This window comes from Flavobacterium rivuli WB 3.3-2 = DSM 21788, assembly GCF_000378485.1.
Classification (GTDB): domain Bacteria; phylum Bacteroidota; class Bacteroidia; order Flavobacteriales; family Flavobacteriaceae; genus Flavobacterium; species Flavobacterium rivuli.
Map to the genome: position 1 here is coordinate 83,828 of NZ_KB899967.1, position 22,590 is coordinate 106,417.

The 22,590-nt window shown below is 39.3% G+C and carries 21 protein-coding genes; 6 read left to right on the plus strand and 15 right to left on the minus strand.

Annotated elements, in window-relative coordinates:
• Positions 1–43 precede the first annotated feature (43 nt).
• Positions 44–307 (minus strand): putative signal transducing protein, encoded by a 264-nt coding sequence (locus F565_RS0103800; protein WP_020211872.1) that lies wholly within the window; start codon positions 305–307, stop codon positions 44–46.
• Between the two features lie 107 nt (positions 308–414).
• Between F565_RS0103800 and F565_RS0103805 the strand changes: the two genes are divergently transcribed.
• On the plus strand, positions 415–1,137 hold the full coding sequence (locus tag F565_RS0103805; RefSeq protein ID WP_020211873.1) for an SAM-dependent methyltransferase: 723 nt from the start codon (positions 415–417) through the stop codon (positions 1,135–1,137).
• A 27-nt stretch (positions 1,138–1,164) separates the two neighbouring features.
• Here the strand turns inward: F565_RS0103805 and F565_RS0103810 are convergent, their stop codons facing one another.
• The 3 genes from F565_RS0103810 to F565_RS0103820 are packed head-to-tail and all read right to left on the minus strand — an operon-like array spanning position 1,165 to position 2,419.
• Entirely contained in the window at positions 1,165–1,587 is a 423-nt protein-coding gene (locus F565_RS0103810; RefSeq protein ID WP_026299872.1) for an arsenate reductase ArsC, read from the minus strand.
• Positions 1,588–1,597: 10 nt separating this feature from the next.
• Positions 1,598–2,068, minus strand: coding sequence for a DUF6428 family protein (locus F565_RS0103815; RefSeq protein WP_020211875.1), 471 nt, complete (start codon positions 2,066–2,068; stop codon positions 1,598–1,600).
• A gap of 18 nt (positions 2,069–2,086) precedes the next feature.
• Positions 2,087–2,419, minus strand: coding sequence for an ArsR/SmtB family transcription factor (locus tag F565_RS0103820; protein WP_020211876.1), 333 nt, complete (start codon positions 2,417–2,419; stop codon positions 2,087–2,089).
• Positions 2,420–2,539: 120 nt separating this feature from the next.
• On the opposite strand from F565_RS0103820, the gene F565_RS0103825 reads away from it, so the two are divergent.
• Positions 2,540–4,075: a SulP family inorganic anion transporter gene (locus F565_RS0103825; RefSeq protein WP_020211877.1), complete on the plus strand. Its 1,536-nt coding sequence runs from the start codon at positions 2,540–2,542 to the stop codon at positions 4,073–4,075.
• A gap of 264 nt (positions 4,076–4,339) precedes the next feature.
• Complete coding sequence (locus F565_RS0103830) at positions 4,340–4,753, plus strand: hypothetical protein (RefSeq protein ID WP_154652525.1); 414 nt, start codon at positions 4,340–4,342, stop codon at positions 4,751–4,753.
• 9 nt (positions 4,754–4,762) lie between these two features.
• Here F565_RS0103830 and F565_RS0103835 read toward each other — a convergent pair whose 3' ends face one another.
• The 4 genes from F565_RS0103835 to dapF form a co-directional block, all read right to left on the minus strand.
• Positions 4,763–5,416, minus strand: a complete 654-nt coding sequence (locus tag F565_RS0103835) for a hypothetical protein (RefSeq protein WP_020211879.1) — start codon at positions 5,414–5,416, stop codon at positions 4,763–4,765.
• Between the two features lie 270 nt (positions 5,417–5,686).
• Entirely contained in the window at positions 5,687–6,727 is a 1,041-nt protein-coding gene (gene mltG, locus F565_RS0103840) for an endolytic transglycosylase MltG (protein WP_020211880.1), read from the minus strand.
• A gap of 11 nt (positions 6,728–6,738) precedes the next feature.
• Positions 6,739–7,269 (minus strand): GNAT family N-acetyltransferase, encoded by a 531-nt coding sequence (locus F565_RS0103845; protein ID WP_020211881.1) that lies wholly within the window; start codon positions 7,267–7,269, stop codon positions 6,739–6,741.
• Complete coding sequence (dapF, locus tag F565_RS0103850; RefSeq protein WP_020211882.1) at positions 7,263–8,045, minus strand: diaminopimelate epimerase; 783 nt, start codon at positions 8,043–8,045, stop codon at positions 7,263–7,265. Before dapF ends, F565_RS0103845 begins: the two co-directional genes overlap by 7 nt.
• Before the next feature lie 111 nt (positions 8,046–8,156).
• Here dapF and F565_RS0103855 point away from each other — a divergent pair, with 111 nt between their 5' ends.
• Positions 8,157–9,551, plus strand: coding sequence for a S1C family serine protease (locus tag F565_RS0103855; protein WP_020211883.1), 1,395 nt, complete (start codon positions 8,157–8,159; stop codon positions 9,549–9,551).
• 74 nt (positions 9,552–9,625) lie between these two features.
• Here F565_RS0103855 and F565_RS0103860 read toward each other — a convergent pair whose 3' ends face one another.
• Positions 9,626–10,459 carry a T9SS type A sorting domain-containing protein gene (locus tag F565_RS0103860; RefSeq protein WP_020211884.1) on the minus strand — a complete coding sequence of 278 codons (834 nt, stop codon included), beginning with the start codon at positions 10,457–10,459 and terminating at the stop codon, positions 9,626–9,628.
• A gap of 194 nt (positions 10,460–10,653) precedes the next feature.
• On the minus strand, positions 10,654–12,237 hold the full coding sequence (locus F565_RS0103870) for a T9SS type A sorting domain-containing protein (protein WP_020211886.1): 1,584 nt from the start codon (positions 12,235–12,237) through the stop codon (positions 10,654–10,656).
• A gap of 245 nt (positions 12,238–12,482) precedes the next feature.
• Here F565_RS0103870 and F565_RS0103875 point away from each other — a divergent pair, with 245 nt between their 5' ends.
• The gene (locus tag F565_RS0103875) at positions 12,483–13,931 is read left to right on the plus strand and encodes a glyceraldehyde-3-phosphate dehydrogenase (protein WP_020211887.1); all 1,449 of its coding nucleotides are present in this window, start codon (positions 12,483–12,485) and stop codon (positions 13,929–13,931) included.
• A 123-nt stretch (positions 13,932–14,054) separates the two neighbouring features.
• Here F565_RS0103875 and F565_RS0103880 read toward each other — a convergent pair whose 3' ends face one another.
• Positions 14,055–15,659, minus strand: a complete 1,605-nt coding sequence (locus F565_RS0103880) for a vWA domain-containing protein (RefSeq protein ID WP_154652526.1) — start codon at positions 15,657–15,659, stop codon at positions 14,055–14,057.
• 209 nt (positions 15,660–15,868) lie between these two features.
• Between F565_RS0103880 and F565_RS0103890 the strand changes: the two genes are divergently transcribed.
• Complete coding sequence (locus F565_RS0103890; protein ID WP_020211890.1) at positions 15,869–16,162, plus strand: hypothetical protein; 294 nt, start codon at positions 15,869–15,871, stop codon at positions 16,160–16,162.
• A gap of 164 nt (positions 16,163–16,326) precedes the next feature.
• Here F565_RS0103890 and F565_RS0103895 read toward each other — a convergent pair whose 3' ends face one another.
• From F565_RS0103895 to F565_RS0103910, 4 genes are all read right to left on the minus strand, one after another.
• Positions 16,327–18,603: an aconitate hydratase gene (locus F565_RS0103895; RefSeq protein WP_020211891.1), complete on the minus strand. Its 2,277-nt coding sequence runs from the start codon at positions 18,601–18,603 to the stop codon at positions 16,327–16,329.
• Positions 18,604–18,657: 54 nt separating this feature from the next.
• On the minus strand, positions 18,658–21,438 hold the full coding sequence (locus F565_RS0103900; protein WP_020211892.1) for a bifunctional aconitate hydratase 2/2-methylisocitrate dehydratase: 2,781 nt from the start codon (positions 21,436–21,438) through the stop codon (positions 18,658–18,660).
• A gap of 281 nt (positions 21,439–21,719) precedes the next feature.
• Complete coding sequence (locus F565_RS0103905; RefSeq protein WP_154652527.1) at positions 21,720–22,097, minus strand: hypothetical protein; 378 nt, start codon at positions 22,095–22,097, stop codon at positions 21,720–21,722.
• 79 nt (positions 22,098–22,176) lie between these two features.
• A complete protein-coding gene (locus F565_RS0103910) occupies positions 22,177–22,557 on the minus strand; it encodes a hypothetical protein (RefSeq protein WP_020211894.1) in 381 nt (126 codons plus the stop codon).
• Positions 22,558–22,590: the final 33 nt, after the last annotated feature.

A 22,590-nucleotide genomic window follows, 5' to 3' on the forward strand; every position in this document is an offset into this window, starting at 1 on the left:
TTAATTTCTATGCATATAAAATAGTATTTATTTAGTTACCTTATTACAATAACGAGTCATCACCTATCTCGTTAATGCCATTATTATAATCGTCAAGTACTTTAAGGGCTTTTTCATAATCTTCTTCCGCTACCTTTATAACCGAAGAACCAAACCCGCCCGGCGAAACAGCAAATGGTTCTATAGTTGCCATAAGCGCATTATCCTCATAAACAGGTATACCATTGCTTTCCAGTAAATTCATGATACCCATACTTTCTATAGAAGATCCGCTGAATATCTCGACTGTTTTGGTGAAGTTGCTCATGGTATGTTGATTTTATTAGTCCTAAGATACATTAAAATCGCGTAATAAAGTAATTTAATATCGCTATTTTTGCAGCCAATTAATACTTCAATACCATGTCTACGTCTATGTCTATGTCTCCTAAAGGAAAACTATATTTACTGCCTGTGCCGCTTGGCGACGATGCCGACCCAAAAGAGGTACTGCCGGTAACCATAGAAAAATCTATTGAGTTTATAGACCATTATATAGTAGAGAACGAAAAAACTGCCCGCCGTTTTATTAAGGCAATACTACCAACAAAAAAACAGCCCGACTTAAAGCTTTCTGTTTTAAACAAGCACACAAAAACATCCGAACATGCCGGTTTTTTACAACCCTGCATGGAAGGTAAAAATATTGGGCTAATGAGCGAAGCCGGATGTCCCGGCGTTGCCGATCCAGGCGCAGCCATTGTAAAACTGGCACACGAAAAAGGCATACAGGTTATTCCGCTTGTAGGGCCTTCATCTATATTGCTGGCCATGATGGCAAGCGGTATGAATGGGCAAAGCTTTGCCTTTAACGGTTACCTGCCTATAGATAAGGGTGAAAAACGTACCGCCTTAAAAAACTTCGAAAAACTATCTCAGGACAAAAGCCAGTCGCAGTTGTTTATAGAAACGCCTTTTCGCAATAATAAAATGCTGGAAGAAATTTTACTTGCCCTGCAGCCCACTACCCACCTTTGCATCGCGGCAGATATTACCCTGCCAACAGAATTAATCAAAACCAAAACCGTTGCCCAATGGAAAAAAGAAGTACCCGACCTGCACAACAGGCCATGTATTTTTATAGTACATAAGTTTTAGGAGAAAGTTGCTTAGATACTAAGGAGCTTAGGTGCTTAGAAGATTATCATTGATGAAATTCTTACAATAATCTTTTATCATATCGCGCACTGTCCTGAATTCTTCCATAATTTCATCCTCAGTTCCCTGTGCTTTAGCAGGGTCGGGAAAATTGTAATGAAACTTTCGTGCATTTGTTGGAAAATAAGGGCAACGCTCTTTAGCATTGTCGCAAACGGTAATTACATAATCAAATTCAATATTATAATACTCATCAATATTGTTTGAGGTATGGGCAGAAATATCAATACCATCCTCTTTCATTATAGCAATAGCCCATGGGTTTACACCATGGGTTTCCACTCCTGCACTATATATTTCGGCATTGCCATTGGCAAAATACCTTAAATATCCTTCAGCAATCTGGCTGCGGCAGCTGTTACCGGTACATAAAACTAATATCTTCTTCATAATTATATTCTTAACAACATCCACCTCCGGGTGTACATGCAGATCCTTCCTGACTACCTAACATTTGCAAACTCACTTTTTGCTTAGCCGGTATTCCGCAGGCATCCTGTGCAAGGCAGGCCGTTTGTTTGGCTACCAAAACAAAATCTTTTCCATCAAATTCAAGATTGTATTTACCAATGGTTTCACTTTGGTATTCCACTTCGATTTCAAAATCACCCATACCGAGTACACTTTCAGACAAGCTAATAATATCAAGTAATTTTTTAGGCTTTAACCTGTGCTCAAAATCGTTGGCATCCCATAACTGAAAATTTGCAACTTCTTCTCTGCGCACTACTCCACCACAGTCGATAAAATTTTTTGTCACCATACCTACTTCGGTTACGTGGAAATTTTCAGGAACAAATGTTCCATCAGGAAGTTTAAAATTTACAGCTTCGGCTGTATCCAAGTTTTTTTTAATTTCAGATAATTTCATAAAAAACGCATTTAATAATTAACAACATTCATTTCTTTTATTTTGAAGCGACACCATTACATAATCAAAAAACGATTTTGTCCTTTCAAATCCTTTTTCGTCTATGCAATAGCAAATCGCAGTCCCTTCAATATTCCCTTTTATAAGCCCGGCATTTTTAAGTTCTTTTAAATGCTGCGATACTGTAGCCTGGGCTAACGGCAACACCTCTACAATATCGCCACAAATACAGGTATCTACACTTAATAAATACTCTATTATTGCAATGCGGGCAGGATGGCCAATGGCTTTTGCCAATGCCGAAAGTTCATTTTGCGCATCTGTAAATTGTGCCGATTTGGTAAGACCCATTATATTTTTTATTATATCGCAATATTACGATAAATATATTTAAGTTTGCATGCAGCCTATAAAATTTTGTAGCATTTAATTCTTTTCTACTTTGTAACTTTGCAAAACCTATACATCATTATGCAAACCAGATTATTCGATTTTTCCCAGAAAGTAAATTATAAAAACGAGATACTTGCCGGTTTAACCGTGGCTATGACCATGATACCGGAGTCGCTTTCGTTTGCCATACTTGCCGGTTTTCCTCCGTTGGTGGGTTTGCATGCCGCTTTCTTAATGGGGCTTATTACTGCTATATTTGGCGGCAGGCCGGGGTTGGTTTCGGGCGGTGCGGGTGCAACAGTTATAACGCTTATAGCATTAATGAAAATGCATGGCTTAGATTATGTGTTTGCTGCTGTGGCTTTGGCTGGTGTAATACAAATACTCGTTGGCGTTTTTAAACTGGGTAAATTCATCAGGCTTGTGCCGCAACCGGTTATGTACGGTTTTGTAAATGGCCTTGCTGTGGTAATATTTATGTCGCAGTTAGGGCAGTTTAAAAAAATGTTAAACGGCCATGAAGAATGGCTAAGCGGTACACCTTTATATATAATGGCAGGGCTTGTGGCACTTACCATCGCGATAGTTATAGGTTTACCCAAAATCACTAAGGCCGTGCCGGCATCGTTAGTAGCAATAATTGTGGTGTTTTTAATAGTGATAGGCTTTGGTATACCTACTAAAACGGTTCAGGATATCGCATCGGTACAGGGTGGCTTCCCTCCTTTTCATATCCCTAATATCCCTTTTAATTTTGAAACCCTTGCAATAATATTCCCTTTCTCAATCATAATGGCTGCCGTAGGCTTAACCGAAGGACTGCTAACCCTTAACCTGGTCGACGAAATTACCGGTACGCGTGGCAACAGCAACCGTGAGTGTATTGCCCAGGGTGGCGCTAATATTGCCAACGGTTTCTTTTTTGGCATGGGCGGCTGCCCAATGATAGCGCAAACACTGGTTAACCTTTCGGCGGGTTCGCGCGCAAGGCTGTCGGGCATTATTGCTGCAATTACAATTTTATTGATTATACTCTTTGGCGCACCTGTTATAGGCAGGCTCCCTATGGCAGCATTAGTAGGTGTAATGATGATGGTTGCCATTGGTACCTTTGAGTGGGCAAGCTTTAAGGTAATCAATAAAATGCCCAAACAGGATATATTTACAGGTGTTGCAGTGGCGTTAATTACTATAGTGCTGCACAACCTCGCTTTAGCCGTTCTCGTTGGAGTAATATTATCGGCACTGGTATTTGCCTGGGAAAGCGCCAAACGAATAAGGGTAGAAAGCTTTATTGATGAAAATACTGTAAAGAACTACAAAGTTTACGGGCCACTATTTTTTGGATCTGTAACTACTTTTACCGAACAGTTTACTGTAAATACCGACCCACAGGAAGTTATTATAGATTTTAAAGAAAGCCGCGTAACCGATATGTCGGCTATAGAGGCACTCAACAAGCTTACCCATCGTTATACTGATTCGGGTAAAATATTACGCCTAAAGCACCTTAGCCATGACTGCCTGTTGCTGCTTAAAAATGCAGAAACCATTATTGATGTAAATATTATTGAGGACCCAAGCTACAGGGTTGCTACTGATAAACTTAGTTAGTCTTAAAGTACAACATACCATTAACCATTAAATTCAGCATAAATATTTAATGTTTTGTAGGGGTTTGGAGTCTGATAAAATTTCAGGCATATCAAATTTCATAATGAATTTAAAGGAAATTTCCTTACGGGAAACCTCAATAATATTATTATGTTAAAAAAACAGCATCAAAATTAAAAAATTGTTTTTTCTGCATCGTCTGCTCAAAAACACAATTAAAAACATACAATTTTATGTAATTTAGCAGCAACTCAAATTACAGCCATGCAATTATTTCCCGACTTAATTCTCTTAATGTCGCTGCTATTTATTATAGTACTTTATGTCCTGTTTAAAATTTTAAACAACAGCTCTCCACACAAAGAAAAGAAGAAGGAATTAACAGAAAAATTTCAGGAATTACGTGCTCAATCCATCAAACTTCAGGAAAATGTAAGTAGCTATATACTTACTAACAATGCCAACGAAATTATTTTTTTTGAAAATATTACGTATGGAAGTTTTTTAAAATCGCTTCAAAAAAACCATATCCAGCACCTTTCAGAAAAATCGTACATAAAGCTAAAAAACAGTAACAACAGATTATACCTAAAAAGCACAGAGACAATGCTGAACGAGCAGGCTATTAAACTTAAAGAAGCCCAAAACAAAGTTTCGGGCTTAAAATATAATTTATAAAGAGCTTGTTTAGTTAAGTCTTACTTTAGGTTCAGGATGTGCTATAATAGCAGAAGTATCATAACCGCCAAATTTCCTGATGTAGCTTTTTAATGAGGTACCAAAACCATCTTTATAGCCTTTGCTACCGTTTGTTCGCAAAAAGCTCTTAACAGAGTTTGCACCGGCAAGGTGTGCAGCAGCAAGAAGGCCCGATTCGGTAATTTTTACGCCTTTGATGATCTTGCCATCAAATTTATCAATTTCTCTTTTTAGTTCCCATTTGTTTTTACACAGCAATGCCTTAAAGGCGCGTTCCTGTAAACCGGGATTATTTAAAAAGTTTGCAGTATTGTAAATGCCCAGCGCACGTAGCGTGCTTTTGCCAAACTGGTATTTACCCATGTAACCGTAGCGGTTAACAAGTTTGTAAAGGCCCTGGCTTTCTTTTATACCTATAGCCTGTTTAAAGCCGATATACGATTTTCCGGTAAATGGAAAATTAAAGTTAATAACCTTAGCGGTTTCATCAATTGTAGGAACAGAATAATTTGTAATCTCGTCTTCGGCAAGGTGAAAACCTTCTATCCTGCCAAATTGTTTTTCTTCTTTGGCCTTAAAGCCAGAACTTACCGTTGCAATAAAAAGGGCTAAGCCCAAAAAGTACGTCCATTTTTTTATCATGAGTTTTAATTGCTCATAAACTGTCACTTTATGAATTTCACAGGCTACAAATATACACAAAAACAAAGGTTGATTTACAGCACCTTAGCAAAAAGCCTCGTTTTAACTTTATGTTAAGACCGTTATTTTTGTAGTTGTATCCCTGCAATCTCCCTTAAATAAAGGGGTTACCAAAACATTTAGTTAAGATAATTTAACACCCATTTTATGGCAAAAAAATTCCCGAACAGGCGTAAAACTGTTCGGGAATTAAAATATTTTTGTAAGAATTTACCTCTTTATACCCATCTTTTCTACCCAGGCAACGTACTTTTGACGATTAACTTCATGCTGTGCCGCCGTTACCGCAAACTCATGATAGCCAAAATTTGTAACGCTTGCGCAAAAATAAATATAGTTATGTTTTTCCGGATTTAACACTGCATCTATAGCAGTAACATCGGGCATGGCAATAGGCCCCGGTGGCAGGCCGCCATACTTATAGGTATTGTAAGGAGAATCTGTAAGAAGGTCTTTAAAGAACACGCGTTTTATAACCTGGTCAAAATCGCCCGACTCTTTTTTAATCGAATAAATAACTGTTGGGTCGGCTTCGAGCTTTATACCTTTATGAAAGCGGTTAAGATATACACCCGCCACACGCGGCCTCTCGTCGTTTTTTACGGTTTCTTTATGCACGATGGCAGCTAAGGCCGAAACCTGCAACGGAGTAAGCCCCTGCGCCTCTGCTTTAGCTAAACGATCGGGCGTCCAGAATTTGCGGTATTCTTTAATAAGTTTATCCCTTACTTTAGTTGCCGTAGTGTTCCAAAAAAATTCGTATGTATTAGGTATAAAGATGCTTAGCACATTATCTTCGTTAAAGCCATTTTCCTCAAGAAAAGTTTTATCAGTAAATGCCTGTAACAATTGCAGGCTGTCCGGCTCTATTTGCTGCGCAATACGCCCTACTGCCCTTTGCAGGGTTTCCTGGTTATTAAATGATAAGTTTACCGTTAGCGGTTGGCGCATAGCAATTATAATGTCGTTGCTGTTCATACCGTTTGTTAGTATAAATTTACCAGCTTTTACATATTTAGGGTATTCTTTCATTTCGGCAACCGTTTCAAAGTTGTCCATATTTTCAACATACGGTTTTACAAGCTCTTTTACTTTATTAAAGTCAGCTCCGGTAGGTACATAAATCGCTACTTCACTTTCATTAAATTTTGTATTGGCCGTAAATATTTTTTGATACATAAAGTATGCATACACAGAACCCACTATAACTACTACAACCGATGCAATAGCAATGATTTTTTTAAAATTCAAAGTTTTAAGTTTTAATATTTGTTAACTAATTGATAAATAGCTTCATCTAAATAAACATTGTCGCGTTTATTCCAGTCTTTTTTTATCCCTATTAATTCAAAGTCAAAATTAGTAAAAAGCATTGTACTTGCAACATTCGCCAAATCTATATTTGCGTATAACTGGTGGAGTTGCAGTTTTTTAAAAGAGTATTCTATAACCAGCCCTAAAGCTTCACCTCCAAAACCTTTTTGCCTGTCGGCCGTATCCTGAACAATGATCCCTACACCTGCCCTGTTATTTACAGGGTCAAAATCAAAAAGATCTATAAGGCCCACGGCTTCAAAACTGCCAATTTTGCAAATGGCAAGGCGCAATTGCTTCACTTCATAAATATCCTGATGGGCATTTTCTAAATATTGGCGAATAAGGAACCGGCTGTATGGAGTTTGTGTATTACTTACATCCCACATGGCTTCGTTGTTTTCCAGTTTATAAATAAACTCCAGGTCTTCCGGCTCTAAAGCCCGCAGGTAAATAGTGTTTCCTGTTAAGGTTACCATTCGGCCTCGCCTTTAAAAACAAACTGAGCCGGCCCGGTAAGGTAAACATTGGTAAATTTTTTGCCGTCCTGTTTAAAAGATACTGTAAGGTGTCCGCCCGGTGTTTGCAACGTTACACTGTCCGCTTCGGTTTTACCAAGCATTTTCATGGCAAGAGCCACAGCGGTAACACCTGTACCACAAGACAAAGTTTCATCTTCTACACCGCGCTCATACGTGCGAACCGAAAAAATGTCAGGGGCAGCCTGGCTTACAAAATTTACATTTGTTCCCTGGTTGCCATACAGGCCACTATACCTTATGTTAGCGCCAATGCCTTTTACATCAAGGTTAGGCAGGTCTTCCACCATTTCTACATGGTGCGGCGACCCTGTATCCAGGAAAACATAATCTTCATATAACGATACGGTATTTACATCTTTCATTTTCAAAGATATAATACCATTACTATCTATTGTAGCATGATGGCGGCCATCGGTTGCGTCAAATTCGGTTTCGTTATCTATAATCCCCAAAGCATTGGCAAAAGCCACGATACACCTGCCGCCATTGCCGCACATGCTGCTCTGATTTCCGTCAGAATTATAATATACCATACGAAAATCGGTACTTCCGCCGTTCTCTAATAATATAAGCCCATCAGCCCCGATGCCAAATTTACGGTCGCACAGTTGCGCAACAAGTTTGGTATCATTTTTGGGAAATATATCATCGCGGTTGTCTATCATGACAAAGTCGTTTCCGGTACCCTGGTATTTGTAAAAAGTGTATTCCATTTGTGCAGATAAGTAAGGCAAAAGTACAAATATAAACGATATATTTTACATGATACAACCCGCACTTTAACCTATTTTTTAACCTTTTAAAATTAAATACTGCTTTTTATTATGAAAAGAATTTCAAGTCTGTTTTTAGTGTCCCTGCTTAGCGGCGCCACTACTCTTGGAGCTTACAAACTGGTATTTGATAACAACAATTCCAGTTCTGCTTTATCAATAGCTGCTCCACAATCATCTTACACAAGAAACGTATCTATGGGCGGCCCCGAAAATGTTGATTTTACTGCCGCTGCAGATAAGGCCGTGCATACCGTAGTGCACGTTAAAAACACATCTTACGCTACAGCAAGCAACCCCATGATGGAGTTTTTCTACGGCTCGCGCGGTGGCCAGCCACAACCGCAGATAGGTACCGGCAGCGGTGTTATTATTACTGCCGATGGCTACATTGTTACCAACAACCACGTGATACAAAACGCATCTGAACTTGAGGTAACACTTAACAACAATAAGTCGTACAAAGCTAAACTCGTGGGTACCGACTCTAAAATGGATATTGCCCTACTTAAGGTAGATACTAAAGATAAGCTGCCTTATGCCACCTTTGGCAACAGCGACGATATGAAGGTGGGCGAATGGGTGCTTGCCGTAGGTAACCCTTACAACCTTACCAGTACAGTTACTGCCGGTATCGTTTCGGCCAAGGCAAGAAACCTTAGCAAAGATGGCCTTCAGTCATTTATACAGACCGATGCTGCCGTAAACCCGGGTAATAGTGGCGGTGCACTGGTTAATACGCGTGGCGAACTTATAGGTATCAATACCATGATATCATCTCAAACGGGTTCTTATGTAGGCTACTCTTTTGCAGTGCCAAGCAACATTGCCCGTAAAATTATAGAAGATATTATGGAGTACGGCAATGTGCAGCGTGGTGTTCTTGGTGTACAGGGTGGCGAACTTAACAGCACTGTGAGCAAAGAACTTGGCATTACAGATACCCAGGGCTTTTATGTGCAAAGTGTGGTAGATAAAAGTGGCGCCCAGCAAGCCGGCATTAAAAAAGGTGATATTATTGTTAAGATAGATGAAAAAGCCGTTAACGGATTTTCTGACCTAAATGCCGCCATTGTTACAAAGCGTCCAAATGACGTGGTAAAAGTTACGCTTAAGCGCGATGACGACCTGGTTGTTGTACCTGTTAAACTAAGCAAAAACGAGATTAACAGCTTTACTTACTCCGGTCTTGAACTGCAGGACCTTACCGCTGCCGAGAAAAAGCAGCTTAAGCTTGATTATGGTGTTAGGATCAAAGAAATTACCGATGAAGATTACATGCCTTACTACGACGAGCTTAAAGGAGGTATTATTTTAAGTATTAATAACACTAAAGCTACCGATATAGAAACTGTAAGCGGTATATTGGGCAATAAAAACCAAAACCAGCGCGTACGTGTAGAGATGCTTACAAAAAGCGGACAGGTAGTGCGTTTTATAATGTAAATTATCCTTTGTTTTTAAATAGTTAACCCCGGCTTAGTGCGTAAGCCGGGGTTTTATTTTATAGAAGTAAACAATTAGTTCACGTCTTTCTTCTCTATATTAATTGTGCTTACAGTGTTATCATCTCCGGTAATTTTCAGAGTGTAATTGCCCCTTGTAAGCGCTGTTAAATCAAGTCGGGAATAATCAGTACCTATACTGTCTACATTTACGGCCTGCCCCTGGTTATTAAATATGCTCAAGTTATTTATAACACCCGGGTATTCTACCCGCACATAATCTGTAAACGGATTAGGATATACTTTTACGGCACTCTCTGCAAATGTGGATGTAATGGTTATACCGTCCTGCACGGCACTTACTTCATCTAAATATACATAAAACTGATTTGTAAAATCAGTACCATTACCGGCAGTAACTTTAAGATATACGTTACTACCGTTTGCAGGAGTAAAGGCAACCTGCCGTATTGCACAATTATCTGATGGTATGTGGTTACTTGCTGTTACATTATCGGCAACGCTCCAGGGACCATTTTGTGTAGGCCCATACTGAACCAGCAAACTTCCCCAGTTATTCCCAGCCGCAGGCTGATAGGGTAATACCTTATCATACATAAGCACTTTATAACTGTAAGTTAACACTACCCTTTCGCCATTGCTCACACCCAGGCTGGGCGAATAAGTAACGGCAGGTGTGGCAGTGTTGGCACTATTTTTATATGCCGCCCTAAAGGCGTATGGGTTATTACAAACGGCAACATCGGTTACAACAAAGTCAGACGTTGTCCATTTATGGTTTGAAGATGAGAAATCCTGCGCATAATTTATTTGGGCACTTATGTTTTGGGTAAAAAGCAGAACTGCTGTAAGGCACAGCCCTGATATAAAATGTAGTGTAGTTTTCATGGTGATTTAAATTTTAATTCTACATTAAAGTTACACCATAAACAACTGGTTAACAATAGCAAGACCCGGTTTAACCTGACTTTGTGCCGGTGTTAATATATTTAACAAATTTAATAAAACACCCGGCATTAAACAAAAAAACGGGCAGCATGAGCCACCCGTTCCTATAAAAACTAAATCAGAAAATTAAAAAATTATTGTTTGATAACTTTTATGGTTTTTGATGCTCCATCTATCGTCACTTTAACCATGTAAGTTCCTGCAGTAAGCGATGTCATATCTATTTGAGAATTGTTTTGATTAACAGTTTTATCTAAAACTTTTTGTCCTAAAAGGTTAAATACTTCTATGCCGGTAATAGCATTTACATAATTTAGATTAAGTACATTGGTTACAGGGTTAGGATAGTATTTAAAGTTAGAAGCATTAAAGCCTTCTACGCCAGCCACAAATTCTGAGATATTAACAAGATAATCTTCTCCCTGTCCGTAGCCAAAGCCGCTACCGTCTTCATCTGAACAACCGTTTTCCGAAAAACCATCATAAAGCTTCAGCACTCTCATATTAGTTAATCCGGTTAGTGCTGTAGCAGGTATCACAATAGTACCTGTAGCCTGTTGGCCATCAACACCTGTAGAGTTTTCAATGGTATCCACCTCAAATGCCTCGCCTTCGTCTGTAAAATCCCCATCCTGGTTAAAATCGATAAGAACTGTAATATAATTTTCAAAATCTCCATCCGTATTACCTTCAACCGCTATCGGATAAGTTTGACCTAACATTACTTGTGCCGGAGGTATATTCGTAAAGTTTTCCTGACCCGCAGATCCATTTACCTCCTCAGAGCTTGCGTTATCAATACCTGCAAAAACCACACGCGATATTGGCTCAATACCTGCAGTAAATTCGAGCGCACAAGGGCAGTCCAAACCTGTATTAACTACCTGCACCGATGTACTGTTAACAGATTCGCCACTTGCAGTACAGGTTATTACTGCCCTGTAGTAAGTAGATTCGGTTTGTGCAGCCTCATACATACTGCCGGTTCCGTTTGTTGCCACATCTGTAAAGGTTACATTATCTGTAGAAGTTTGCCATTGAAATGTAAGGCCTGTAGCAGTATAAGCAGGACTCAATGACAATGAAGCCATTGCCGTATTACAAATACCTGCAGATGCCGCAATTGTAGCAGATGCACCGGGAGTACCGGCACAAGCTTCAGAGGCAGGCTGAGTAACAGTTATATCATCTATGTACAATAAGATATCTGTGTCGTCAATTGCAGGATTTGCCGTAACAATAAAACGCAGGTAAAGTGCGGTGGCAGGAGGGGTAAACATTAGTGTTCTTAAGGTACAGCTGTTAGATTCTATATGGTTATCGGGAGTTATAGTTTCAAGGGTTGTCCATGGACCGGAAGAGTTAGAAGCGTATAAGACTTTAAAATTTCCCCAATTTGTACTGTTTAATACTGCTTCCTCAGAATTATAATCTAAAATTTTGTAGTTGTAAGAGAGCGTTACTTCCTGGCCATTAGATGTACCTATAAGAGCTGTAGTTGTAGATCTTATATTAAATCCTGAAAGTGTAAAAGATTCTCCTGCAAAAGATGTTACCCCATTACAAACCAGGTCTTCGGTAGCATAAAATTCATTATCATCCCATGCAAAGGTGTCGCTTTCAAAACCTTCGGAATAATTTATTTGCGCAAAACTATTATTCCCAAAAAATAACAGGCAGGTTATTAACGCAAAGTGCCAAAGTAATTGTTTTTTCATAACATTTATTTTAAGATTAATGATTTATAAAAATAACAAAAAAATTAATCAATATTTAACAAAAATCATAAAAATATAGCTTTTAAGAAAATTATAACATTAGTAAATTATATGTAAAATCTAATTAATTCGTGATAAACACGCTTTTCTTTAATTTATCCCTAAAAAATATGGAAAATAATTTTACGAAAACGATTGAAATTATTTACATTTGCAGCACAACAACACAACTAACCTTTTACAGAATGAATAACGCTCTTTTATATGAAAAGGAAGTATCTTACCAGGCCGGAAGACGAAAGGCTGGTATAGAATTTATTAATATTGTAAGCGAATTATGGTATGATAAATCTATAGAACTGGTACTTTTTAGGAACCAGCTTATAGATAAAAGTGTGGCAGAGATTATAAACCTGCACGAATATGCAGGAGAATTTATAAAAAAGCCAATTGATGTTTTTGATACAGTTATGATTGCCCGCGCGATACAGGCCGCGCAACTGCCCCCCTCCCGTATAGATATTGGCAAACTTACTTACGAGTATCATTTAGAGGAAAACCCGCACCATGATGTTACATCGTTTATTGCAGATAAACTTAAAGGAGCTAAAGATTTTAAAAACATTGTTCCTAAAGATGTTGTACTATATGGCTTTGGCCGCATAGGCAGGCTTTTAGCCCGCGAAATGGTATCTAAAATAGGTAAAGGCGCACAATTAAGGCTTCGTGCTATTGTAGTGCGCGATAAAGATGATGCCGTACTGCTTGCTAAACGTGCCTCTTTATTAAAATACGACTCTATTCATGGCGACTTTCAGGGATCTGTAGTTGCCGATCCTTTTAATAATGCGCTTATAATTAATGGCACTACCGTTCATATCATTAGCGCATCGGCACCGGAAGATATAGACTATACCTATTATGGCATTAACGATGCCCTTCTTATAGATAATACAGGGGCCTTTACCACAGCCGATGCACTTAAGCGCCATAAAAGCTGCGCCGGTATAGAAAAAGTTTTGCTTACTGCTCCCGGTAAAGGCGTGCCAAATATTGTGTATGGCGTAAACCACGAAGAATACAACCCTGATGTTACCCATATCTGGTCGGCGGCATCGTGCACCACTAACGCTATTACACCGGTACTTAAAGCCGTTGAAGATACTTTAGGAGTTGTAAAAGGCCATCTCGAAACAATACATGCTTACACCAACGACCAAAACCTGGTTGATAACATGCATAAAAAATACCGCCGGGGCCGTGCTGCAGCACTCAACATGGTTATTACAGAAACCGGTGCTGGGAGTGCTGTGGCAAAAGCTATACCCTCTTTAGCCGGCAAGCTTACCAGTAATGCCATACGTGTGCCGGTACCTAACGGATCGCTTGTTGTACTAAACATTGAGGTTGAAAGAGCTACATCTGTTACAGAGATCAATGAGATCATAAAACATTATGCACTGGAAGGCCAGCTTGTAGAGCAAATAAAATATTCGCTTAATAACGAGCTTGTATCCAGCGATATAGTGGGGACACCTGCCCCTGCCATTTACGATAGCAATGCTACCATTGTAAGTGCCGACGGCAAAAATGTTATATTATATGTATGGTATGATAACGAGTATGGCTACAGCCACCAGGTTATTCGCCTTGCCAAATATATTGCCAAAGTGAGGCGTTTTGCCTATTATTAGTAACTGACCAATTCTTTATATTTAAATTGTGTTTTAATCCGTCCCGACCAATCCACCCGGGGCGGATTTTTTTATACCATAAACAGGTATAAAAAATCCCGGGATTACCGGGATTCAATTAAACTATAAAGCCGGTTTGCTAAGCTTTTCGGCACTTTCAACCAATGCTATAAATTCTTTCCGGTAACCCTCTGTATCATTTTTTATACCTTCACGGGCAAGCTGGTTTACCAGTTTGTAATCAAGCGTGCCTTTATATTTAGAATCGCGCAGCAACATCCCGAATCCGGCAATGGCAGTAACAAACTTAGAATCTGCACTCGCGTCCTGCCAATTGATATATTTCGCTACAACAGTTTTCTCTAACAATATACTTTTATCAGATTTTATGGGTTTGTACCTAAGTTTTACCGTCATCATTTCATTGCCCGATGATGCCACTGTTTCACTTGGTTTCTGGTACTTTAATTTATCAACAGACCCACCCTTAAATGCTACACCCACAGGTACAACTTCATACAAGGCAGTAACGCGATGGCCGGCACCAAGTTCGCCTGCATCTTTAAGGTCGTCGTTAAAATCTTCGTTATTAAGCACACGGTTTTCATAACCTATAAGCCTGTATGCCTGTACCTGCGCCGGATTAAATTCTACCTGAACTTTCACGTCTTTTGCAATTACAAACAAGTTAGCAGTAAGCTCTTTGCTAAATACTTTTTGGGCTTCCTTCATACTGTCTATATAAAAGTAATTACCATCGCCCCAATTGCTTATCTCCTCCATTGTAGCATCTTTATAGTTACCCATCCCGAAACCACAAATGGTAAGAAAAATATCTTTCCCTTTATTTTTTTGTATTAAGTCCATTAAGCCCGATCGCGAACTTACACCTACATTAAAGTCGCCATCGGTAGCAAGTATCACACGGTTATTCCCGTCTTTAATAAAGTTATCAGATGCCGTTTTATATGCCAGTTCCAGGCCTTGCCCTCCCGCTGTAGAACCTTCGGCATACAAACCTTCAAGTGCCTTTTTAATAGCGCGTTTATCATCAATAGAGGTAGAAGGCAACACCAGTCCTGCACTACCCGCATACGTAACTATAGATACACGGCTGCCGGGGCTAAGATTATCTACCATAAGCATAAAGGCATCGCGCAATAATGGTAACTTTTCGGGTGACTCCATAGAGCCTGATGTATCTAAAAGAAACACAAGGTTGCTGGGTTTAAGATTTTGGTAATCAAGGCTTTTACCCTGTAACCCTATCCGTACCAGTTGATGCCCTTTCTTCCAGGGTGCATTCCATACTTCGGTAGTAATAGAAAAAGGGTCGGCACCTGTAGGCTGCGGATAATTGTAGGTAAAATAATTGATAAACTCTTCTATTCGGACAGCCCCTTTTTCCGGCAGCCTGCCACTTTCTATAATGCGGCGCACATTGCTGTAGGATGCATTATCTACATCTATAGAAAATGTGGAAAGCGGATTACCCTTTGCTTCTTTAAAATCGTTCTCTGTAATATTGTCATACTCCTCGGTGTTGTGCACTGCTTCGGGTTTAGCAGCAACCTTGTCTGCATCTATTACAGACTCATCATTAAGAGCTGCGGGGGCCTGCATGATTTCTACTGCTTCTACAGTTTCTTCTTTTTTGTCATAAGCCTGTTTACAGCCTACAGCCATGAGCAAAAATGCCACGGCACATAATAATTGGTTCGGTTTCATGATGGTTGATTTGATTGATTATAAGCAATTAAGATATCACTCTTTAATTCAACGAAATAAACAGTATTTATATTTTATAAAATCAACTGTTTATTTTTAGCGTTAAAATATCTATAATATAGATATTTCATTCTAATCAATTATATAATTTTGATATGCACCCAACAATGAAATTACAAGATGAAATAAATTGATCCTTGTAAGCTATTATGACGACAAACTTTGAAAAGCAGGCATTACAATACAAATATTTGTGGCCTGAAAATGACACTAATGACACCGAACCACAGTTTGATGACGAGGATATAATAGACCGCCGAAATGGCTACCATGTGCTTAGTTTTATAAACAGGTTTTTAGCAGTTCACGGTCTTACTAACCTGGGCTCTTTCCACAAATTGGAGTGGATGATATGCAAATACCTGCCACAAGACCTTTATTACCGCCACGAAATTGAAGACTGGCTCAGGAAAAACTGGGGACAAAAGGTTTATTTTTATTAATAACAGTTTTTGCTCAATCCTGAACGAAATGAAGTTGAGGAATCTTAATAACAACTAATATTTCTCCTGTGTCGAAGTAGATAGCCACACCCTTAAAAAATATCTCATAAAAAAACTCCCACCTTACGATGGGAGTTTTACACTATAATAAATTATAAGAATACTTAAGCCTTTGCTTCTGCACCGGCAGCAGCAATAAGGTTTAGTGCGCTACCTGCTACAAACCAGCCTATCTGGCCTTCGTTATAACTGTGGTTTACTACAATTGTATCTGTAGTGCCATTGTCATGAGCGATCTCAATAGTAATTTGTTTACCGGGAGCAAACTCTTTAAGGTCGGTAAAATTAAAGGTATCGTTCTCCTGTATTTTATCGTAATCAGCCTCGTTATCAAAAGTAAGCGCAAGCATACCCTGTTTTTTAAGGTTGGTTTCGTGTATACGTGCAAATGATTTTACCAGTACCACTTTTACACCAAGGTGCCTTGGCTCCATAGCAGCATGCTCACGCGATGAACCTTCGCCATAGTTATGGTCGCCCACAACAATACTTGGTACACCGGCAGCTTTATAAGCACGAGCTGTTGCGGGAACAGCATCATAAACGCCTGTAAGCTGGTTTTTAACGTTATTTGTTTTTTGGTTAAAGGCATTTACTGCGCCAATAAGCATGTTGTTTGATATATTATCAAGGTGTCCACGGAAACGTAACCAAGGGCCGGCCATAGAAATATGGTCGGTAGTACATTTACCAAATGCTTTAATAAGCAATTTGGCACCTACTATATTTTCTCCATTCCACGGAGTGAACGGGGCAAGAAGCTCTAAACGCTCAGATGTAGGGCTAACAATGATCTGTACACCAGAACCATCTGCGGCAGGAGCCTGGAATCCGGGATCTTCAGCATCAAATCCTTTAGGAGGCAACTCGTTACCTGTAGGTTCATCAAGCATTACCTCTTCGCCATCTTCGTTTATTAGCTTGTCTGTAATTGGGTTAAAACCAAGATCGCCGGCAATGGCAAGTGCTGTTACAAGTTCCGGAGAACCTACAAATGCAAGAGTGTTAGGGTTACCGTCGGCACGCTTAGAGAAGTTACGGTTAAAAGAGTGAACAATGGTGTTACGCTCTTCTTTCTCGGCACCTTCCCTGTCCCACATACCAATACATGGTCCGCAGGCATTAGCAAATACTGTAGCACCAATTTTATCAAAAGTATCAATAAAACCATCACGCTCTATAGTATAACGTACCACTTCAGATCCCGGAGTGATTGTAAACTGCGATTTTGTTTTAAGGTTTTTCTCGGCAACCTGTTTGGCAAGCGATGCAGAACGTGCAATATCTTCGTAAGAAGAGTTAGTACAAGACCCTATTAAACCTACCTGGATGTTAAGAGGCCAGTTATTTTTCTCTGCCTCTTCCCTCATTTTAGATATAGGCGTAGCTAAATCAGGAGTAAAAGGGCCATTTAAGTGTGGCTCAAGTTCGCTAAGGTTAATTTCTATAACCTGGTCAAAATACTGCTCAGGATTAGCATATACCTCGTCGTCGCCGGTTAGGTATTTCGCTACTTTATCGGCAGCATCGGCAACATCGGCACGGTTTGTAGCACGAAGGTAACGGCTCATAGAATCGTCGTAACCAAAAGTAGATGTTGTAGCACCCACTTCTGCACCCATGTTACAAATGGTACCTTTACCGGTACAGGACATAGCTGTGGCTCCTTCGCCAAAATATTCTACAATAGCACCGGTACCACCTTTTACGGTAAGGATACCAGCCACTTTAAGGATAACATCTTTAGGAGCTGTCCATCCTGATAATTTACCAGTAAGTTTTACGCCAATAAGCTTAGGGAATTTAAGCTCCCACGCCATGCCGCTCATTACATCTACCGCATCTGCACCACCCACACCAATGGCAAGCATACCAAGGCCTCCGGCGTTTACAGTGTGAGAGTCGGTACCTATCATCATACCTCCCGGGAAAGCATAATTTTCGAGAACTACCTGGTGGATAATACCTGCACCCGGTTTCCAGAACCCGATGCCGTATTTATTTGAAATAGAAGAAAGGAAGTCAAATACTTCGTTACTCTGTTCTTTTGCTCGTTTTAAATCGGTTTTGGCATCAACTTTTGCCTGTATAAGGTGGTCACAGTGTACTGTAGTAGGCACGGCAACACGCGGTTTGCCTGCATGCATAAATTGTAACAGGGCCATTTGAGCAGTTGCATCCTGGCAGGCTACCCTGTCCGGTGCAAAGTCAACATAATCTTTACCTCTTGTAAAAGCCTGGGTAGCATTACCTTCCCATAAGTGAGAGTATAAGATTTTTTCTGAAAGGGTGAGCGGACGGCCAACTAAATCGCGCGCTTTGTCTACACGCTCGGCCAGGTTCTCATACACCTTTTTTATCATTTCAATATCAAAAGCCATATTTCTATAATTTAATATTATACGTTTGTTTTTACTGATAGCTAACTAGTATAACTATACAGTTACCTGATTATGGGCCGGCGAAAACTTTGTAAGATTAATTCCATCAACCGCTGCTTTATATTCATCGATAGTTGGGATGCGGCCTAAAATTGCCGACAGTACTACAACCGGTGTAGAAGCGAGTAAAGATTCGCCTTTTTTACGCTCGGTATCTTCCACAACACGCCCTTGGAAAAGACGTGTAGAAGTTGCCATTACAGTATCTCCCTTGGCTGCTTTTTCCTGATTTCCCATACAAAGGTTACAACCGGGACGCTCAAGGTACATCATGTTTTCATATTCTGTACGGGCAGTATTTTTAGGTAAAAGGTCGCTAAACTCAAAGCCGGAATACTTTTGTAACATATTCCAGTCACCTTCAGCCTTCAGTTCATCAATAATGTTATATGTTGGCGCAGCTACTACAAGCGGTGCCTTAAATTTCACTTCACCCTGTTGTTCTTCAATATTTCTAAGCATTTGAGAAACAATTTTCAAATCGCCTTTATGAACCATACAAGAACCTACAAAGCCCAAATCAACTTTTTTGTCGTTGCCATAGTAAGAAATAGCGCGAATTGTATCGTGTGTATATCGCTTAGAAACATCATCGTTATTTACATCAGGATCGGCAATCATCGGTTCTGCTATCAAATCAAGGTCAATTACAACCTCTGCAAAATATTTTGCATTCTCATCGGGGGTCAATACCGGTTTTACCCCTAATTTTATTTCAGTAATTCTCTTATTTGCTTTATCAATCAACCCTTGCAATACCTGATTGTGGTTATCCATACCTTTATCAATCATGATCTGGATCCTGCTTTTCGCGATTTCCAATGATTCGATCAAAGTATCGTTATGAGAAATACAAATTGATGCCTTTGCTTTCATTTCTGCAGTCCAGTCCGTAAATGTAAATGCCTGGTCAGCAAGAAGTGTACCAATATGAACTTCTATAATTCTGCCCTGAAATACATTTTCGCCGTCAAATTGTTGCAACATTTGTAACTGTGTAGCATGAACAACATCACGAAAATCCATATAATCCTTCATTTCGCCTTTAAAAGTAACTTTTACAGACTCAGGAATAGGCATCGATGCTTCACCTGTTGCCAGTGCGAGCGCAACTGTTCCGGAATCTGCACCAAAAGCAACGCCTTTAGACATCCTGGTGTGTGAGTCACCACCAATGATAATCGCCCATTCATCTACTACAATATCATTCAAAACTTTATGAATCACATCTGTCATAGAGTGGTAAACGCCTTTTGGGTCGCGGGCAGTAATTACACCAAAATCATTCATGAACTTCATCAGCTTCGGAATATTTGCCTGCGCTTTTTTATCCCAGACCGAAGCCGTATGGCAACCTGACTGGTACGCACCGTCAACACCCGGAGAAATTACAGTTGCCGCCATAGATTCTAATTCTTGTGCAGTCATAAGGCCTGTAGTATCCTGCGACCCCACAATATTTACCTTAACGCGTACATCCGAACCTGCGTACAGCAGTTTACCCGGCGTTACGCCAACTGCATTTGTATTGAATATTTTCTCTACTGCAGTAAGCCCCTGCCCTTCAACAGAAATTTCTTTTGACGGAGCAAACACCGGTGGAATATCAATACCTAAAGTTTGGGCTGCAAATGTTTGTATCTTTTTACCAAATACAACTGCATAAGAACCGCCGGCTTTAATGAATTCTAATTTTTGTGGTGTGAACGATTTAGAAAGGTCTATCAATTCCTTATCGCCATTATATAATTTTTTCTTCTTTGTATTAATAGTCAAAACAGTTCCCGTAGCAACAGAATAAACCTCTTCGAGAACAGGTTCCCCTTTTTCGTTACGTACAAGATTACCATCTGCATCGTGCTTTTTCTCCCAGTTTTTAAGGTCGACCCCTATACCGCCGGTAACATCAACAGTTGTAAGGAAAATCGGAGAGATACCATTTGTTCCGCCCACAATTGGAGCGATATTTACAAACGGTATGTAAGGATTTGCCTGTTTACCCGTCCAGAGTGCCACGTTGTTTACCCCCGACATACGCGACGAGCCCACACCCATTGTACCTTTTTCGGCAATCAGCATTATACTTGCGTCAGGAAATTGCATCTGGAAATCTTTGATTTCCTTTTGTTGTTGCGGCGTCATCATGCACAAGCCATGCAATTCGCGGTCGGCACGTGAGTGTGCCTGGTTACCCGGCGAAAGCAAATCGGTAGAGATATCACCTTCGGCAGCAATGTACGTAACAACTTTTATTTCTTCGGGCACCTCCGGAAGTTGTGTAAAAAACTCCGCCTGCGCATAGCTTTCCAAAATTTCTTTTGCAATTACATTCCCGCTTTCATAAGCTGCTTTTAAACGATTGGTATCTGCTTCGTAAAGGAAAACCTGTGTTTTAAGCACACTTGCAGCTTGTTTTGCAACAGAGAAATCGTGGCCAAGAGCCAAATCAAGCAATACCTCGATTGATTTACCACCTTTCATATATGACAATAATTCAAAGGCAAATGCAGGTGTAATTTCTTCAACCAAAGATCTGCCAAGAATAATTTCTTTTAAGAATTCTGCCTTTACAACTGCCGCAGAAGTTGTACCGGGTAAAGTATTATAAATAAAGAATTTAACAGAATCAGTTCTGTACGGATTAGCTACATCTTTTATTTGGGCAATAATTTCGCTTAATAATTCTGCTCCGTCTATTGGTTTTGGGTGAAGTCCCAAGGCTTTTCTTTCTTCAATTTCTTTGATATAGTCTTGATAAATATTATCGAAAGCCATAATTAAAATGTTTGTTTTCGTTTGTAAAAAGTCTGTAAATTTACTTAAACTTATTGCAATTAAAAAATTTTTAGGGATTGATTAATTTAGCAGAATTATTATTTATAAACATTCTATTTTACTGAGTATATTTTAATAAATTTAAGATTATAAGGTGTTTATTTAAGAATAGTCAATTTTTTAAAGTTATATTAACAAATCGTAAACAATCTATATAATTTTATAAAAATATGAGATTCTGAACTATTTAAAAACAGGCTTTTATTCGCAAATTACTATTACTAAACCGATGTAGCATCGTCTTTTTTCAGTTTAATAATCTTAAAATAATAATTTAGCATTACCAAAGCCATAAGTAACGCTGTGCCAAAAAGTATACTTTTAATTATAAGAAACCTAAAAGTACCACCGGTAGGTAAAGCAATAGCTGCATTATCTATAAATGATTTGCATAACATATAGCCCGAAAATACAGTAAGCACAATACTATACAGTAGCCCTATATATCTTTGTTTATGAAACAACTGAAAGGTTAACAATACAACCACGCTTATGGCCGTGTAATGGATAACGCCAAGCGACATATACGATTCAGCTATCCAGAACATTGCCAGTAGTATAAAGAAAACGGATGGGATGACGTGGAGTGATTTGTTCATAATGAATATTGACGGTGGAAATATACATGAAAAAAGCCACTCATAACGAATGGCTCATGTAATTTATACTGCAATATTTTTAAGAAACAGAATGCGGCATAGGCAGAATTTCAGGTCTTTGCATACTAAATTTAATTATCATAGCTCCTGCAATAAGTGCAGATAATAAGAACAAGCCTTCTCCTATCAGTAAAAATTTAATCCCCTCCGCAGAACCGGCAGGGAAATCGTTATGTTCACTTCTTACAGCCAATACCATAAACAATGAGAATAAGCCCAAAGCAGCACCGCTGGCAATGCCTACTACCCTTTTACTAAATATGAGCTGGAATAACATAGTTGCAATAACCGCAATAGCAAAATAATTTATAGTACCATTGGCGGTGTAGTTATCCTGGATCCAGAAAGCAGCCATGCCAATAAAAAAAACTTCAGGCAATGAGTAAAGTAATTTTTTCATAATAAAATTGATTGGTTATAACATTAACTCAAT